The 15,835-nt window shown below is 70.2% G+C and carries 21 protein-coding genes; 12 read left to right on the top strand and 9 right to left on the bottom strand.

Features of this window, described 5'->3' with window-relative positions; translation table 11 throughout:
* The 4 genes from KBY81_RS09285 to KBY81_RS16615 form a co-directional block, all read left to right on the top strand.
* A partial coding sequence (locus KBY81_RS09285) for a ChaN family lipoprotein (RefSeq protein ID WP_254976335.1) occupies nt 1-683 on the top strand: 683 nt, incomplete at its 5' end.
* A gap of 713 nt (nt 684-1,396) precedes the next feature.
* Nucleotides 1,397-1,582: a CsbD family protein gene (locus KBY81_RS09280; RefSeq protein ID WP_254976334.1), complete on the top strand. Its 186-nt coding sequence runs from the start codon at nt 1,397-1,399 to the stop codon at nt 1,580-1,582.
* A 10-nt stretch (nt 1,583-1,592) separates the two neighbouring features.
* Nucleotides 1,593-1,757: a DUF1328 domain-containing protein gene (locus KBY81_RS09275; protein WP_106219555.1), complete on the top strand. Its 165-nt coding sequence runs from the start codon at nt 1,593-1,595 to the stop codon at nt 1,755-1,757.
* A 15-nt stretch (nt 1,758-1,772) separates the two neighbouring features.
* Nucleotides 1,773-2,162, top strand: a complete 390-nt coding sequence (locus tag KBY81_RS16615) for a CsbD family protein (protein ID WP_315858509.1) — start codon at nt 1,773-1,775, stop codon at nt 2,160-2,162.
* Between the two features lie 96 nt (nt 2,163-2,258).
* Here the strand turns inward: KBY81_RS16615 and KBY81_RS09265 are convergent, their stop codons facing one another.
* A complete protein-coding gene (locus tag KBY81_RS09265) occupies nt 2,259-2,597 on the bottom strand; it encodes a 4a-hydroxytetrahydrobiopterin dehydratase (protein WP_254976333.1) in 339 nt (112 codons plus the stop codon).
* A gap of 186 nt (nt 2,598-2,783) precedes the next feature.
* On the opposite strand from KBY81_RS09265, the gene KBY81_RS09260 reads away from it, so the two are divergent.
* Nucleotides 2,784-3,395 carry a dihydrofolate reductase family protein gene (locus KBY81_RS09260; RefSeq protein WP_254976332.1) on the top strand — a complete coding sequence of 204 codons (612 nt, stop codon included), beginning with the start codon at nt 2,784-2,786 and terminating at the stop codon, nt 3,393-3,395.
* 20 nt (nt 3,396-3,415) lie between these two features.
* On the opposite strand, the gene KBY81_RS09255 is transcribed toward KBY81_RS09260, so the two are convergent.
* The 3 genes from KBY81_RS09255 to KBY81_RS09245 form a co-directional block, all read right to left on the bottom strand.
* Nucleotides 3,416-4,081, bottom strand: coding sequence for an SDR family oxidoreductase (locus tag KBY81_RS09255; RefSeq protein WP_254976331.1), 666 nt, complete (start codon nt 4,079-4,081; stop codon nt 3,416-3,418).
* Nucleotides 4,082-4,123: 42 nt separating this feature from the next.
* Nucleotides 4,124-5,032, bottom strand: coding sequence for a cation diffusion facilitator family transporter (locus tag KBY81_RS09250; protein WP_254976330.1), 909 nt, complete (start codon nt 5,030-5,032; stop codon nt 4,124-4,126).
* A gap of 91 nt (nt 5,033-5,123) precedes the next feature.
* Nucleotides 5,124-5,495, bottom strand: a complete 372-nt coding sequence (locus KBY81_RS09245) for a DoxX family protein (RefSeq protein WP_106219552.1) — start codon at nt 5,493-5,495, stop codon at nt 5,124-5,126.
* A 147-nt stretch (nt 5,496-5,642) separates the two neighbouring features.
* Here KBY81_RS09245 and KBY81_RS09240 point away from each other — a divergent pair, with 147 nt between their 5' ends.
* A complete protein-coding gene (locus tag KBY81_RS09240) occupies nt 5,643-6,413 on the top strand; it encodes a phosphonate ABC transporter ATP-binding protein (RefSeq protein WP_254976329.1) in 771 nt (256 codons plus the stop codon).
* Nucleotides 6,410-7,954, top strand: coding sequence for an ABC transporter permease (locus tag KBY81_RS09235; RefSeq protein ID WP_254976328.1), 1,545 nt, complete (start codon nt 6,410-6,412; stop codon nt 7,952-7,954). Before KBY81_RS09240 ends, KBY81_RS09235 begins: the two co-directional genes overlap by 4 nt.
* 21 nt (nt 7,955-7,975) lie before the next feature.
* Here KBY81_RS09235 and KBY81_RS09230 read toward each other — a convergent pair whose 3' ends face one another.
* Complete coding sequence (locus KBY81_RS09230; RefSeq protein ID WP_254976327.1) at nt 7,976-8,530, bottom strand: hypothetical protein; 555 nt, start codon at nt 8,528-8,530, stop codon at nt 7,976-7,978.
* A gap of 173 nt (nt 8,531-8,703) precedes the next feature.
* Here KBY81_RS09230 and KBY81_RS09225 point away from each other — a divergent pair, with 173 nt between their 5' ends.
* Together KBY81_RS09225 and KBY81_RS09220 are read left to right on the top strand one after the other, a co-directional pair.
* Entirely contained in the window at nt 8,704-9,696 is a 993-nt protein-coding gene (locus KBY81_RS09225; RefSeq protein ID WP_106219548.1) for a DUF1350 family protein, read from the top strand.
* A gap of 42 nt (nt 9,697-9,738) precedes the next feature.
* Nucleotides 9,739-10,401, top strand: a complete 663-nt coding sequence (locus KBY81_RS09220; RefSeq protein ID WP_106219547.1) for a hypothetical protein — start codon at nt 9,739-9,741, stop codon at nt 10,399-10,401.
* A 37-nt stretch (nt 10,402-10,438) separates the two neighbouring features.
* Here KBY81_RS09220 and KBY81_RS09215 read toward each other — a convergent pair whose 3' ends face one another.
* Complete coding sequence (locus KBY81_RS09215; protein ID WP_106219546.1) at nt 10,439-10,930, bottom strand: nucleoside deaminase; 492 nt, start codon at nt 10,928-10,930, stop codon at nt 10,439-10,441.
* Between the two features lie 14 nt (nt 10,931-10,944).
* Between KBY81_RS09215 and KBY81_RS09210 the strand changes: the two genes are divergently transcribed.
* The gene (locus tag KBY81_RS09210; protein ID WP_254972124.1) at nt 10,945-11,442 is read left to right on the top strand and encodes a DUF6970 domain-containing protein; all 498 of its coding nucleotides are present in this window, start codon (nt 10,945-10,947) and stop codon (nt 11,440-11,442) included.
* On the opposite strand, the gene KBY81_RS09205 is transcribed toward KBY81_RS09210, so the two are convergent.
* A complete protein-coding gene (locus tag KBY81_RS09205; protein ID WP_254976326.1) occupies nt 11,443-13,194 on the bottom strand; it encodes a mechanosensitive ion channel family protein in 1,752 nt (583 codons plus the stop codon).
* Nucleotides 13,194-13,694 (bottom strand): molybdenum cofactor biosynthesis protein B, encoded by a 501-nt coding sequence (gene moaB / locus KBY81_RS09200; RefSeq protein ID WP_106219543.1) that lies wholly within the window; start codon nt 13,692-13,694, stop codon nt 13,194-13,196. Before moaB ends, KBY81_RS09205 begins: the two co-directional genes overlap by 1 nt.
* Before the next feature lie 93 nt (nt 13,695-13,787).
* On the opposite strand from moaB, the gene KBY81_RS09195 reads away from it, so the two are divergent.
* Nucleotides 13,788-13,982 carry a hypothetical protein gene (locus tag KBY81_RS09195; RefSeq protein WP_146134505.1) on the top strand — a complete coding sequence of 65 codons (195 nt, stop codon included), beginning with the start codon at nt 13,788-13,790 and terminating at the stop codon, nt 13,980-13,982.
* Nucleotides 13,983-13,997: 15 nt separating this feature from the next.
* Here KBY81_RS09195 and KBY81_RS09190 read toward each other — a convergent pair whose 3' ends face one another.
* A complete protein-coding gene (locus KBY81_RS09190; RefSeq protein ID WP_254976325.1) occupies nt 13,998-15,017 on the bottom strand; it encodes an acetylserotonin O-methyltransferase in 1,020 nt (339 codons plus the stop codon).
* Between the two features lie 131 nt (nt 15,018-15,148).
* Between KBY81_RS09190 and KBY81_RS09185 the strand changes: the two genes are divergently transcribed.
* Nucleotides 15,149-15,796 carry an NAD(P)H-dependent oxidoreductase gene (locus KBY81_RS09185; RefSeq protein WP_254976324.1) on the top strand — a complete coding sequence of 216 codons (648 nt, stop codon included), beginning with the start codon at nt 15,149-15,151 and terminating at the stop codon, nt 15,794-15,796.
* Nucleotides 15,797-15,835: the final 39 nt, after the last annotated feature.

Genomic DNA, 15,835 nt, shown 5'->3' with positions numbered 1-15,835 from the left:
CCGAGGGCGCCGCGGCGGTGCCCGTCCGCGAGCGGGAGGGGGTGGGGCGCCCGGCGCCGGCCGACGCGGCCTACCGGGCCCAGCTGCACCGGCTCTGGCGGCACCATCCCTTCGTCCCCAGCGGCAGCCAGGGGGTGCCGGGGCTGGAGGACCCTTCCTTCGGCCGCTTCGTGGAGAGCCAGCTCCTCTGGGACCGGGCCATGGCCGAGGCCATCGCCGAGCAGCACCGCCGGCGCCCCGGGGCTCCGGTCGTGGCCCTGATCGGCAACGGCCACCTGGCCGGGGGCCACGGCGTGCCCCATCAGCTGCGGGCCCTGGGCCTGGCGGACGTGGCCTGGTTGCTGCCCTGGGAGGCCAGCCTCGACTGCGCAGCGCTGCAGCCGGGCCTGGCGACGGCGGTGTACGGCGTCGTGTCCCCGCCGCCGGCGGGCCTGCGGCTGGGGGTGTACCTGGAAACCCACGGCGGCCGGGTGGAAATCCACCAGGTGGCTCCCGGCTCGCTGGCGGAGCGCTCCGGGCTGCAGGTCGGCGATGACATCGCGGCGATCGATGGCCAGCCCGTGAGCAGCGCCCGCCAGGTGATCGAGCGGGTGGCCGCGCACCCCGTGGGCCGGCCCCTGGGCCTCACCCTGCGGCGGGATGGGCGGCTGCTGACCCTGCAGCTGGCCCTGCCGGGCCGCTGAGATCCTTCGCTGCCGTCCCTACCAGGGCCACCACGTTCAACGGGGGCACGGAAGCCGATGCGGTCCATGAAGGCGAGGTGGGCGCGGCCCAGGCTTCTCTCGGGACAGTGGGCCAGCTGGCGGTAGGGGCTGCAAGCTTTGGGCCCTTCTGGTGGAGAAGATGGCGAACGCTCTGCAGCCCACCATCGATGTCCCCATCGCGGAGGTTGTCCAGGGTGGCTCCCTTCTGAACGCCGCGTCGGGCGATGCCGAGTCGCACCGGATTGAACGGTCCATCAAGGACAGGATGGACGCTGGTCACGCTGGTGTCGGCGATGGCTTGCGCGTGTCCCCTTCAGGCCAATGCTGGTGATGGATGTCCGGGGTTTGACCCTGCTCTTTTGATCTGGTGTTGCCGAGGCGCAATTGTTGGTCAGCTTTCTTCTCGCAGCGGCGTCATCACGGCACCAGGTCGTGACATCTGGAGGCTATGCGCTGGCTGATCCCTCAATGGCGCAGGGTTGTACCAGCAACACAACCGAGCCTGCGCAATCCATTGCACCATGGAGATGCCGTGGATTTGAGGCGCATCCACAGCATCCAACCACCTGCTGGAGGCCCATAGTGAAGGAAGAGGAGCCTTGGGGTGTGACCAGCGAAAGGCTCTGCTCTGCTAGCAATCCGACCCTTCCTTGTGCCCCATCCATTGTTTCCAGATCCTTGCGGACCCAGCCATGAACAAGCTTCAGTTCAAAGGTGAATGGCATGAGTTCAAAGGCAAGCTCAGGCAGAAGTTTGCCGATCTCACTGATGACGACCTGGCTTACACCCAGGGCCAGGAGGAGGAGCTGCTAGGTCATCTGCAGAAGAAGCTTGGCAAGAGTCAGCAAGAGATCACCCAGCTGATCAACACACCTTAGGAGCCCCGTCATGCTTAACTACGCCATATCCTTTTTTGTCATTGCGATCATTGCTGGCGTTCTCGGCTTCAGTGGTATTGCCGGGTCAGCTGCGAGCATCGCCCAGGTCCTGTTTCTTGTGTTTCTCGTGCTTGCCCTGATCTCGTTCCTCACCGGGCGGCGCAACGTGATTTGAAGAGCTGCGTCATTCATGACGCATCAGCTGCCACAGTTCATTCCCATTCATTCTCGTTTCCCCCTCTCCATTCTCGCCATGAATCGCCACATTCGTTTGCTGCGCCAGCTGGCCGCCACTGGCCTTGGCCTGGTCATCAGCCTGCTGATGTTGATCGCCACGCCGGTCTTGAGCGCTTCCGCTCAGGCCTCTGGAGTTACCCTCCTCAGCGCCTCCAGCGTGCCCCTGGCCGCCGCTGCCGGCCGCTTCAAGGCTGGCACGAAGGACTTGGAGGGCAAGACTCAGGAATCGATTGGCAAGGTCACTGGCAGCAAGGGAGATCGCCTCGCTGGCAAGGCGAAGCAGGCTGAGGCCAAGGGTCGCAATGCCGTCGAGACTGTCAAGGACAAGGCCGGCATGGGCTGAATCAGGATCAGCGGCGCGGCCTGGCATCCACGACTGAGGAACTCCACCTTGGTGTGGGAAGTCCCCAGCCTGCAGATATCGAGGAGCAGGTTCTCCTCAGCTCATGTCGGCCCCTTCGATGGAATCAAGTTCTGTCGCCAGAGTAATATCAGCCCGGGTGAGTCCTTCAGACTGGTGGGTGTAGGTGATCGCTTCCGCATAGCCCCAGCCTAACTTGAAGTCGGCGTGATGGCCCTGTTTCTCGCAGATGGCTCCAGCGTGACCCACCCAGTCCAGGGCTGAGCTGAAGTCCTGAAAGGTCCAGGCTTTGTGCAAGTGATGGCCATCCACCAGATCCCAGCCCGGAAGGGAGCCCAGGGAATCCTTGATCTCATCTGGAGTCAGGTTGGCACCAATGTCCTCAGGGGAGCTGTTGACCTGGTCGGCTAACACCATCATCGGTTCGATTGCGTTGGACTGGAATCAGCCTAGTGAGGCAGATGTCGACTGATGGAGTTTTTCCGGTTGCCGAAGGCGCAGTCAAGGTGCTGATCTGCGGCACATGGGACGCTTCGTATCTTGCCCTCATCCCACAAAAACCAGCAGCCTTCAATGGAGGGCCGCCGATGTGATCCTGCTCCCTTGACCTCGGCGTTGATCTCAATCACCAACTGCGTCAACCTCTCCGTGAAAACTCAGTATTACGCGGCATGCAGCCTGGATGGTTTCATCGCCACCACGGACCATTCCCTGGACTGGTTGCTTCAATTCGGTGAAGCAGAAGGCCCAGGCTATGAGAACTTCCTGGCTGGGGTTGGGGCGATTGCCATGGGTTCAGCCACCTATCAGTGGCTGCTGGATCATTACATCAAAGCGGGAACGTCGGAGGAAAAGCCCTGGCGCTTTGAGCAACCCACGTGGATTTTCACAAGCCGCACGCTTGCCTCCGTCCGCAACGCGGATCTGCGCATCGTGCAGGGTGCTGTCTCCCCCGTGCACCGGGAGATGGTCGCCGCCGCGGAGGGCAAGAACATCTGGATTGCCGGTGGGGGCGAACTGGCGGGTCAGTTCTTCGATGCCGGCCTGCTGGATGAGCTGATCATTCAGGTGGCCTCCGTGACGCTGGGCCAGGGATGGCCGCTCCTGCCCCGGCGGATCGCCTTCCCGCCCCTGAGACTCACATCGGTGCAGGCCCTTGGTGAGGCGTTCGCCGAACTCCGCTACGACGTGCCGCCTCAGACGGCGGCGGTCTGATCGCCGTTTCACGGGTGCCCCTACCAGGGCAGCACCTGGCCGTTGGCGTGCCAGAAGGTGCCGCTCGTCTCCAGGGTCAGGGCGTCGATGCGGGCCAGCAGGCCGCGCACGGACTCCTCCGGGCTGATGCCCTGGGCACTGAAGCCCGTCATGCGGGTGCTCACCAGGCCGGGGTGGAGCAGGGCCACGGCGATGCCGCGGGGGCGCAGGTCGATGGCGAGGGACTTCCCGGCCATGTTGAGCGCCACCTTCGACATCCGGTAGCCGTAGGAGCCGCCGGAACCGTTGTCGTCGATCGAGCCCATCCGGCTCGTCATCAGGATCACCTTGGCGCCCTCGGGCAGCTGGCCCAGCAGGGCCCGCGTGAGCTGCAGGGGGGCGATGGCGTTCACCTCGAACTGGCGCCGCAGGCTCTGCGCATCCAGCCCCCCCAGGCTGGTGGACTCCAGGATCCCGGCGTTGAGGATCAGGGCATCGAGGCTCAGGCCGCCGAGCCGTTCCACCAGGGCGTCGATGGCGGCCGCGTCGGTGAGGTCGATCCCCGCCTCGATGCGCACCCCGAGGCGCTCCAGCTCGGGAGATGGGGTGCGGCAGACCGCCACCACCGTGTCGCCCCTGGCCTGGAGCTGGCGGCAGTACTCCAGGCCGATGCCGCGGTTGGTGCCGGTGATCAGGACGGTGGCCATGGGGACGGGGGCGCTGCGACGGCTGGCTGGATCGTATGGGGCTCAGCCCTCCTCCCAGCGGAACCCCTGGTCGTCCCACGCCCTGGGGTCCTCGATCGGCTCGAGGTGGGTCAGCACATCACTGCGGGGCAGGGCGATGGCGATCTCCTCTTCCAGCCGTTCGCAGAGGTCATGGCCGGCCTGCACGGTCCAGCGGCCCGGCACCAGCACGTGCAGGGCGACGAAGCGCCGCGATCCTGCCACCCGGGTGCGCAGGGCATGGAAGCGGATCTCCTCCGATTCATGGGAGGCCAGCAGCGCCTCCAGCTTGTCCTGTTCGTCGATGGGGAGCGAGCGGTCGAGCAGGCCGGTGGCCGTCTCCCGCAGCAGATTCCACCCCGTCAGGGTGATGTTGAGCGCCACGGCGATGGCGATGATCGGGTCGAGGATCGTCAGGCCGGTGAGCTTCACCAGGCCGATGCCCAGCAGCACGCCGCAGGAGGTCCAGACGTCGGTGAACAGATGGTGGGCGTCGGCCCGCAGGGTGATCGAGTGGAAGTGGCGGGAGGCCCGCAGCAGCACCCAGGCCACCACGCCGTTGAGGACCGTCGCCACCAGGGAGAGGGCCATGCCCAGCCCCAGCTGCTCCAGCGGTTCCGGGTGCTGCAGCCGCCCCACGGCGGAGTGGATGATCGCCACCGCCGCCAGCACGATCAGCACGCTCTCCAGACCGCTGGAGAAGTACTCGGCCTTGAAGTGGCCGTAGTGATGGGTGCGGTCGGCCGGTTTGGCCGCCAGGCTGAGGGCCCAGAAGGCCCCCAGGGCCGCCACCAGGTTCACCCCGGATTCCATCGCATCCGAGAGCAGGCCCACCGAGCCGGTGTAGCGCCAGGCCGCGGTCTTGAGCACGATGGTGGCCACCGCCGCCGCCACCGACAGGAGGATGTAGGAGCGGGGGGACGCGAAGACCATGGGATCGGACCGGGCGGCAGGGGCAGGAGGCCGCCCGGCCATGCTCGCCCAGCCTGGCCACGGCGCCGCGTGGGGTCACGGTTCGGCCCGTTCAGGGCTGCCGATCGGCCACCAGCAGCAGGCCGCCGATGATCGAGAGGTTCTTCAGCAGCTGGATCCGCTCCTGGGGGTCGGCCACATCGCTGTGGAACAGCAGGGTGGTGGGCACCAGGAACAGCAGCAGCAGGATCGCCCCGAGCCGTGCCCGGAAGCCGCTGATCACCAGCACCGATCCCACGACCATCAGCGCCACGGCCGCCGCCAGCAGCACCGGCGCCAGGGGGATGCCCCGGCCGGCGATCATCCCGGCCACGCCGGCGAAGCCCGTCAGCTTGCCGATCGCCGCGTGCAGGAACACCAGGCACAGAAGCACCCGGGCGACTCCATCGAGGAGCGAGGGCCTGGATCCGCTGGAGGAGGTCATCGGGGGCCGCGGCGCAGGACGGGGGGTGGGTTGATTCTGCTGGGGCTCCCTTCGGCCTGACGAGCCACGGGGGTTCGTCCAGACGCGCCAGGGGCCCCGGCCTGACGGCTGGCAATCTGGATCGGTCGTACGTGCTTCACGCCCCCCATGGCCGCCGGCCCCGCCACCGCCGTGCTCGCGCTGCGGGGCATCCGTGTCAGCGGCCGCGGGCGGCCCCGGCTGGAGGACGTCGACCTGAGCCTGGCCCCGGGCGAGCGGGTGGCGCTGCTGGGGGCCAGCGGTGCCGGCAAGAGCACCCTGCTGGCGGTGGCCAACGGCCTGCTGCCGCCGGCGGCGGGCACGGTGCTCTGGGAGGGCCAGCCCCCCGCCCGCTCCCGCCGCGGCCGGCGGCGCCAGCAGGCGCGCATCGGCACCCTCTGGCAGGACCTGCGCCTGATCGAGGAGCTGACCGTCCAGCAGAACCTCAACGCCGCCCGCCTGGCCCGCTGGGGCTGGCCCCGGGCCTTGCTCAACCTGCTGCTGCCGCTCGACACCGACGCCTGCGCGGCGGCCCTGCGGGCGATGGATCTGGATCCGGCCCTGCTGGAGCAGCCGGTGACGGCCCTCTCCGGTGGCCAGCGCCAGCGGGTGGCGATGGCCCGGCTGCTGCGCCAGGAGCCCACCCTGCTGCTGGCCGATGAACCCCTGGCCAGCCTCGATCCGCGCCTGGCCGGCGAGCTGCTGGCGCTGCTGCTGGCCCAGGCCGTGGCCCCCCGGGCCCTGCTGCTGAGCCTGCACCGCCCCGACCTGCTCGCCGGTTTCGATCGGGCCGTGGGCCTCAAGGACGGCCAGGTGCTGTTCGACGGGCCGGTGGCGCAGGTCAGCGAGGCCCTGCTGGCGGACCTCTACGGGGGCACCCCGCCCGGCGTGGCCCCTTGAAACCGGCGCCGCCGCTGCTGATGCTGCTGCCGGCCCTGGTGCTGGTGCCCCTGGCCGTCCTGCTGCCGCCGCTGGCGCACGGGGGCGGCTGGGAGCTGATCGGCGGCTTCCTGGTGGCGGCGGTGACGCCCTCCCTGGATCCGGTGGTGCTGACGTCGCTGCTGAAGGGGCTGGGGGTGACGGCTGGGATGGCCCTGCTCGGCTGGGCCGGCAGCCTGGTGCTCGGCCTGCTGCTGGGGGCGGCCAGCTCCCGCACCGTGTGGCGCACCCTGACGGGCAGCGGCGTGCCGGCGGAACTGATCCGCCGCCTGCTGGCCCTGCCCCGGGCGATTCATGAGCTGATCTGGGGCCTGCTGCTGCTCCAGCTGGTGGGGCTGCAGCCGGCGGTGGCGGTGCTGGCGATCGCCCTGCCCTTCGGGGCCCTGGTGGCCCGGGTGCTCTCCGACCTGCTCGATGCCCTGCCCACCACCGGCCTGGAGGCCCTGCGGGCGGCGGGCGCCCCGGCCCCGGCGGCCCTGCTCACGGCCCTGGGGCCGGCCCTGCTGCCGGGGGTGCTCAGCTACGGCGGCTATCGGCTGGAGTGCGCCCTGCGCAGCGCCACCCTGCTGGGGGTCTTCGGCCTCGGGGGCCTGGGCACCGACCTCAAGCTGACGCTGCAGTCGCTGCAGTTCCATGAGCTCTGGAGCGGCCTGTGGCTGCTGCTGGCGGTGATGCTGGCCCTGGAAGCGGGCATCAGCCTGCTGCGGCGGCGCTGGCTGGTGCCCGGCCGGTTCGTGCTGGCCCGGCGGGGGGTGGGCGAGCGCAGCCGCGAGATGCTGATGGCCCTGGTGGCCCTGCTGCCCCTCTGCGTCGTGGTGGGCCGGGCCCTGGGGGTGGACCCGGCGGCCCTGCTCAGCTGGCAGCCCTTGCCGGGCCTGGGGGCCGGCGACTGGGCCGCCACCTGGGCCCTGCCCTGGCCCCGGCTGGTGGGGGGCACCCTGCTGCTCACCGCCCTGGCGGCCAGCCTGGCGGTGGGGCTCGCGCCGCTGCTGCTGCTGGTGGCGGCTCCGGTGGGCTGGGCGCGGCAGGGGCTGCGGCTGCTGTGGGCCCTGGGGCGCCTGTGGCCGCCGCCGCTGACGGCCCTGCTGCTGCTGTTCGTGCTGGAGCCGGGGGTGATCACCGCCGCCCTGGCCCTGGGCTTCCATAACCTGGGGGTGCTGGGCCGGCTGCTGCTGGAGAGTGCCGACGCCACCGATCCGGCCGCCGAGGAGGCCCTGGCCTGCGGCGGCAGCGGGCCGCGGCTGGCCCTGCTCTACGGCCGCTTCAGTGCCCTGGCCCGGCCCTACCTGGCCTACGGCGCCTACCGGGCCGATGTGATCCTGCGGGAATCGGTGGTGGTGGGCCTGGTGGGGGCGACCGGGCTGGGCAGCCAGCTGCTGGAGAGCCTCAGCTCCTTCGCCTGGGACCAGCTGCTGGCGCTGGTGGCCGCCTACGCCCTGCTCACCCTGGTCGGCGAGGACCTCAGCGACAGGGCGCGCCGCCGCTGGTTGCGGGCGGCCTGAGGGGCCGCCCGCGGCGCCGGCTCAGGTGCTGCTGAGCAGGACGCGCCCCCCGTCGGGCACCGGCAGCGCCCAGGCCACCTGATCCAGAGCCTTGTCGGCCAGGGTGGCGCCCTTGAGATCGGCGAAGAAGGTGCCGCGCTGCTCCGCGCTCACCTGCAGGGGGATGTTCGTGAGGGAGCCCGACAGCGAGGAGAGCGAGAGTTCCACGTACCCCCGGACCTCATAATCCAGGGTCTCCACCTTGTCGGGTGTCGGTTGCACCAGGAGCTGGGCGGTGGCCGACGCGGGCAGACTCAGGGGTGAAAAGCGGAACTTGTTGGCCGTCGACGTCGGCTCGAGGGCGCCGGCAATGTTGGTGCCGGACGTGTCAAGGAAGGAAATGCTGCCTTCCAGCCCGGAGCCGGAATTGGTGCGGGCAGTGAACACCACGGAGAGCAGCAGATCGGTGAGGCTCGTATTGGAGATCGTCAGGAAGTAGCCGATGATCACATTGCGGCTGAGGCTGGCGATCGGGCCTGGGATACCGCTCGGAAGCTGGGATTTCGCAAGCAGTTCGAAGGTGGAGATGATGGCCATGGGGGTGCTCGATGTTGGAGATCAATCGCAGGCAGGGAAGATCACACAACACCGGAACGAGCAACGCCGGGACGAGTCAATCCTGGCGATGACGATGGGACCCTGTGCGAGGGCCTGCCTGTGGACGCACTCTGAATCAATAGTCCGAGCCGAGTTGACAGTTTCTACATGCAATGTATCGATCTCACGGTTGTGTCTTCGAGGTGACTCGGGCCTGTCACGACCATGCAGAAGGCCTGCAATCGAGGTCGCTTGTCCTCCTGCCGCATGGTCGTAGAACAGCGCCCAGCGATCAGCGCGTACCACCGATGTCCCTTCCCGTTCAGCCGCTGCATTTTCAGCCGCTGCATTTCTGCTGGGCTGCCCTTCATCCCCGGCCCAGGGGTGTGGTCGTCTTCATCGGCGGTGCCTTCTTCGGCACCTTCCCCACCGTCTTCTACCGAAGGTTCCTGTCCCTGCTCCATGCCCAGGGCTACACGCTGGTGGCCCTGCCATTCCGCTTTTCCTTCCGCCACTGGTCCATCGCCCTCAGTCTGGTCGCCTATCAGGACGAACTGCGCCGGGAGCTCGCCGAGCTGGCCACCCGCCTCGGCCATGCGCCCGACCCCTACGTCGATTGGAAACCGTTCACCTGGATCGGCCACAGCCTCGGCTGCAAGTACCTGGCCCTGCTGGAGCTGCTCAGCGATCTGGAGCTCGATGCCCTGCGGCGAGCCCTGGCCGATTGCGTCGGCGCCGATCAGGCCGGACGGCTCATCGCCGCCCTCTCCTCGGAGCCCCTCGACCACCAGTCCCTCCACAACCAGCCCACCCTGCTGCTCGACCCGGTGATGGCGGACCTGGAGGGCGCCGTGCCACTGCCATTGCTGCAGAAGCTGCTGAATCGCTGGATCCGGGTGCTGCCGTCACGGTCGGAAAGCTTCTGCATCGTCGGGAACTCGCGCCTGTTCAACCTCACCTCCATCGTCGGCTTCGGCAGCCGGCTGGCGACCGCCACGGTGGCGTCCTTCGTGGACCTGCTGGGGCCGCGGCTCCGTCACCTGATCCGGCTCGAGCCGCGTGATCACCTGGCGATCATGGGCGTCGGCCATACGGACATGGAGGTGGTCGCCGCCGTCAGCGACTGGTTGAACCAGGAGCCCGCGTGGCACGCCTCCGGAGAATGACGCAAGGTGAGCCGACCCCGGCGCCGCTGCGAAGCCTCTGCGATGCCTCTGACGCGATCCGCTCCCGACACCCAGGGCCCACCCTTCCACTACCGGTTTCTGCATCGCGTCGCGCCGGCGGCCCGAACCGGTTTCCTGGAGCTGGAGGAACGGCTGCGGACCGCGGCCCGCGGCTATCCGGGCTTCGTCGCGGAGAGTCTGCCCCTCCCCCTGGGCCAGGCCGACAACGGCGAGCTGCTCTACGAGTCGGCGCTCACCTTCGCCACCCTGGCCGATTTCCTGGGCTGGATGGACAGTCCGGAGCGGCGGAGCCTCCTCAACCCCGCCGAGCGCGGGGGGTACCGCTACGCCGGAGCCGGCGACTGGGACGGCTATGCCCGCTGGCTGGGGGAAGCGGGGCGCCAGCGGGTGCCCGTCTGGAAGGTGAACCTGCTGGTGCTGCTGGTGCTCTATCCCACCGTGGAGCTGCTGCGGGTGCTGCTCCGGCCCCTGCCGCTGGACGGCCCCAGCGGCCTGCTGCTGGCCAATGTCTGCAGCGTGGCCCTCACCGGCTGGTGGCTGGTGCCCGGGGTGAGTCGGCTGTGCGGGCCGTGGCTGGAGGGCACCGGCAGCCGGCGCGGCCAGCGGCTCACGCTGACGGCGATCCTGGTGGGCCTGGCCCTGATGCTGCAGCTGTTCCGCGCCATGCCCGCCACCCGCGGCTGAGCGCCGCCGCCACCGGATCGCCCGTCGCCGCTGGGCGTCAGTAGCGGATCCGGTCGGGTCGGGCCTGGTAGGCCTTCCAGACCTCCACCGCCTCCTCCCGCAAGATCTGGGTCAGGCGAATGGAGCGCTGCTCCTTGGGCAGGGCCAGCTGCTCGTAGATCGGGCGGTCGTCGAAGTCGCCGTATTCGAGGGCGTCCTCCACCGTGGCGGCGTAGTACACCTCCTCGATGCCGGCCCAGTAGCAGGTGGCCATGCACATCGGGCAGGGCTCGGCGGAGGTGTAGAGGATGCAGCCGGGCAGCTTGAAGCTCTGCAGGGTGATGCAGGCCAGCCGGATCGCCTCCATCTCCCCGTGCCAGGTGGGGTCGTGGCTGGCCACCACGCGGTTCATCCCCTGGGAGATGACCACCCCGTTTCTCACGATCACCGCCCCGAAGGCCCCGCCGGTGCCGTACTCCAGGGCCGCCTTGCGGGACAGGTCGATCGCCTGGCGGATGAACGTTTCGTGGTCCGGCGTCGCTGCAGCCATGAACCTTCCTCCGCGTGCCCCACCGTACCGGCGCCGGCCATGGCAGCCTTCCTGCTGTGATCACCCCGGGGGCACCGATGGCAGGGAGTGCCGCCCGGTGCGGGCCGTGGCGGGGGGCGGGCCTGGCGGCCATCGCCCTGGTGGTGAGCAGCGTGGCGATGGGCGCCCTTGCCCCCACGGCCCTGGCGTCCCCCTCCCCCGCGGCACCGCCGCCATCGGCGCTTCCCGGCCCGCCCTGGCTGCAGCGGCTGATCGGCCAGCTGCGGGCCCAGCCGCCCGGCAACCCGCCCCGGACGGTATGGCGCTACCGCTACCGGGGCCAGGTGGTGTACTACCTGCCGCCCCAGTGCTGCGACCAGATGAGCGTGCTCTTCGATGCCGGGGGCACCGTGATCGGCGCCCCGGACGGGGGCCTCAGCGGCCGGGGTGATGGCCGGGCGGGGGATTTCCACGCGCAGCGACGCGAGGGCCTGCTGCTCTGGCGCGACCCGCGAGGGATGGGCTCGCCCTGATCAGCCCCGGGCGGCCAGCTCCAGGCCATCGGCCAGGGGGATCCCCTCCCGCTGGAAGCGGGCCACCAGGCGCCCCTGCAGCTCCCGGGCGCAGGCCCACTGCTCGCCGGTCACCGTGGTGAGCAGGACGCTGACGGTGATGCCCAGCGGGCCGGTGGCACTGACGCCCCGCAGCAGGGGGGGCGCCAGCAGCCGGGGTCCCCAGGTGGGGTCGGCGTGGAAGGCGGCCAGCTCGTCCGCCACCACCGCCAGGGCCTGGCCGATGGCGGTGCAGCGGTGGGAGATCAGCAGCTTCACCTCTTCCCCGGAGCGCAGCTTGGTGTGGTTGACCACCCGGTCGAAGGCGCTGTTCTGGACCACGGCCACCCGGTGGTCGAGGCAGTGCAGCTGGGTGCTCAGCACGCCCACATCCACCACGTCGCCCTCGAGGCCATCGATCTCCACCCAGTCGCCGATGGCGTAGCGGTCTTCGATCAGCACGGCGAGGCCGGCGACGAAGTCCCGCAGCAGCCCCTGGAACACCAGCGCCAGGCCGCCCAGCAGGGCGCCGCCGGCCAGCAGCGCGGAGGAGGAGGCGGCGCGGATGCCGGGAATGTCGATCAGGATCCAGCCCGCCGCCACCAGGATGCAGGCCAGATCGATGAGGCGATGGCTCACCCGCAGCAGGCTGCGGTGGCGCTGCTCCCGGCGGGCCTGCTCCTCCACCGGCACCCTGGCGCCGTCGGCCCACTGGTGCAGCAGAAAGGTGGCCAGGGAGCGCGCCAGCAGGGCGACCAGCCCCACCATCAGCACCTTGAGCACGGAGTGAACCGGCTGGAGCAGCAACTGCAGCCCCAGGGGCACCTTGCCGGGGACGGCCATCACGCCCAGGGCCAGCATGACCATCAGCTGCAGCAGCACCAGCAGCAGCAGCACCAGCCCGAAGACCTGGCGGAGCTGCAGGCGCTGCTCCAGGGCCCGGTCAGGGGTGGGGAGCCGGCGGCTGACCAGCGCGGCGCAGCGTTGCCGGTTCCAGCGCCACAGCCAGAGGGTGGCGGCGGTGACCAGGGCCAGCGCCAGCTGGACGGCGACGGTGATCTGCCAGCGGCGGCGCAGATCGGCCGGCTGCATCACCTGGCGGGCATGGCGCAGGCGGCTCTGTAGCCGTTTCTGCCAGCGTTCCCCCAGGGCCATGGCGCTGACGCCGTTGAGGCTGGCATCGGCCCGGGTGACCGTGAGCAGGGGCAGGGGTTCGGAGCGTTCCGGCACCCTGGCCTCCAGCACCACATCGCCACCTGGCAGCTGCCGGCGCTCCACCACCAGCGACCCGGGGGCGTTCCCGCTCCCGCCCAGGAGCGGCGAGGGCTCACAGGCCCCGCCGCTGCCCCCCAGCACCTTCACCAGCACCCACTCGGCCAGCTGTTCGCTCTCGCTGCAGAGGTGCTCGGGGTCGTAGAGGAGGCGCAGGTTGCCCTCGATCACCTCGGCACGGCGCCGGGCGTCGGGGGCATTGTCCTGGTGTCCCACCACCGGCGAGGCCACGGTGAGGGCGGGAACGCCGAGGATCCTCACCTTGGCCAGTTCGAAACTGCCGGCGGCCACCACGCCCCCCGGGTCGGCCGGGCCGGTCCCGGCCCCCCGGGCCCCGCCGCCATCGGCCGGGGCGGCGACACCCGCTCCGGCCGGCGCCAGCCACCAGAGGCCGACGCTGAGCAGCAGGGCGAGGGCCCCCAGCCACCAGGGGCGGGTCCGCCACCGAGGGAGGGTCCCCATCAGGTTTCCGTGAGCCGTGGCAGCAGCTGCACCAGGTTGCAGGGGCGGGTGGTGGCGTCGAGCTGGGCGCGGATCAGCCGGTCCCAGGCGGTGGACACCGCATCGAGGGAGCCGGGCAGCACGAACACCACCGTGCCGTTGGCCACCCCGGCCAGGGCGCGGCTCTGCAGGGTGCTGGTGCCGATCGTCTCGAAGGAGAGCACCCGGAACAGTTCGCCGAAGCCCTCGATGGTCTTGTCGAGCAGGGGCGCGACGGCCTCGGGGGTGCCGTCGCGGCCGGTGAGGCCGGTGCCGCCGGAGCTGATCACCACCTGCACGGCGGGGTCGGCGATCCAGCGGCTCAGCTCGGCCCGGATGCGGTAGCGGTCATCGGGCACCAGGGTGCGCTCCACCAGCCGGTGGCCGGCCGCTTCCAGCCGCTGCTGCAGGGCATGGCCCGAGGCGTCGTCGGCGAGGGTGCGGGTGTCGGAGACCGTGAGCAGGGCGATGGAAAGGCTCACGGATCCGGGGCTGGGCTGGCTCCGACGCTAGGGCGTGGAACGCCTCTGGCACACTGCCTGTTGAGGAAAGCAGGCCAAGCGGAGCCCCCGGGGATGCGCTGGAAACGGCTGGGACGGGGGTTGCTGTTCGGCTTGGCGGGCTTCGTGCTCAGCACCGGCCTGAGCTACGTGCTGGTGCTGCAGCTGTACACCCGCCACGACCGCGAGCTGGCCGCGGCGATGGGCAGCTTCTTCTTCTTCGGCCCCATCGGTGGGGCCATCGCCCTGGTGCTCGGCCTGCTGGTGTGACGCCGGGGCCCGCGCTCAGGCCGCCACCGCCTCCACCACGGCGACCGGTGACGGGGTCGGGTGGATCCCCGCCAGGCGCAGGCCGGCGCGCTCCAGCAGCTGGCCGTACTCCGTGGGGGTGCGCTCCCGGCCGCCCTCGGTCATCACCAGCATGTTCAGATCGAGCAGCTTGCCCGGGGCCGGATCGTTGCCCGGGGGGATCACCTGCTCAAGGATCAGCAGCCGCCCGCCCGGGGCGAGGCCGGCGCGGATGTGGCCCAGGATCGTCAGGCAGGCGTCATCGCCCCAGTCGTGGAGGATGTGCTTGAGCAGGTAGGTGTCGCCGCCGGCCGGCACGCCGGCGAAGAAATCACCGCCGGCGATGCTGACGCGTCCCTCCAGTTCCGGCGGCACCGTCACCGGCGCCACCACCGCCGGCTGGTCGAAGAGGGTGCCGCGCAGGTGGTGGTGCTGGCGCAGCACCGCCTGCAGCAGCCCGCCGCGGCCGCCTCCCACATCGATCAGGTGGCGGGCGTCGCTGAAGTCCCAGGTCGCCAGAAGACCCTCCGTCTCGACGCGGGAGAAGTCGGTCATGGCGCCGTCGAAGATGGCGCCGCGGTCGGGGTTGTGGCCGTACCAGTCGAAGACCGGCTCGCCGAAATGGTGGCGGAAGGCGCTCTCGCCGCTGCGGACGCTGTGGAGCAGGTCGGTCCAGGCGTCGTAGTGCTCGCCGCCGAGCATGCGCACGAACTGGCGCAGGGAGCCGGGGTGGTCGCTGCGCAGCAGTTCGGCCAGGGGGGTGAGCACGAAGCGGCGCGGCTGGCTGCCGCCCTCGGCGAACACGCCCAGGCTGGCCAGACCCCGCAGCAGCCGGAACAGGGATTCGCCGTCGGCGCCGCAGCGGCCAGCGAGCTCCTCGGCCGTCAGGCCTTCGGGGCCGGCGGCCGCCAGTTGGTCGGCGATCGCCAGCTCGGCGGCCACGTTCAGCATCTGGGTCACCCAGTTGCCGCAGGCGAGCTGCAGGAATGGGCCGGAGAGATCCGCGCTGGGGTCCATCGAGGCGGGGCGGGGCGTTGCCGGTCTACACCTGCCCCCGGTCCCCAGCGGGGGCATCGGAGATCACCGGCGGAACGGGCCGCCCCCGCTTAAGTTCCGCTCGACACCTTCCGTCACCGCGCTGCCCGGCCATGACCCTGAGCTCCACCGAGCTGCTTGATGCCCTCCGCTGGCGCTACGCCACCAAGCAGTTCGACCCCAGCCGCCGCATTCCCGCCGACACCTGGGCAGCGCTGGAGGCGGCGCTGGTGCTCACCCCCTCCTCCTACGGCCTGCAGCCCTGGAGGTTCCTGGTGATCGAGGATCCGGCCCTGCGGGCCGAACTGCGGCCCCATTCCTGGAACCAGTCCCAGATCACCGAGGCCTCGCACCTGGTGGTGTTCCTGGCGCGTCGCACGATCGAGCTGGCCGATCTCACCCGGCTGATCGAGGCCACCAGTGCGGCCCGCGGCATGCCGGCGGAGCCGCTGGAGGGCTACCGGCAGATGATGCAGAAGGATCTGGTCGACGGCCCCCGCAGCGCTGCCATCGCCACCTGGGCCAGCAACCAGGTGTACATCGCCCTGGGCAATTTCATGACCGCCGCCGCCCTGCTGCAGGTGGACACCTGTCCAATCGAGGGCTTTTCGCCCCCCGACTACGACCGCCTGCTGGGCCTGGAGACGACCCCCTACCGCAGTGCCGTGGTGTGCGCCGCCGGGTATCGCGATCCGGCCGACAAGTACGCCGACCTGGCCAAGGTGCGCTACCCGCTCGATGAGCTGATCGAACACCGCTGATCCGCTGCGCCCCCCTCCGTCGCACCGGCCCCGCGCCGG

It is taken from the genome of Cyanobium sp. Lug-B, assembly GCF_024345635.1.
GTDB lineage: Bacteria > Cyanobacteriota > Cyanobacteriia > PCC-6307 > Cyanobiaceae > Cyanobium > Cyanobium minutissimum.
This window is presented reverse-complemented; position numbering and strand designations above follow the sequence as displayed.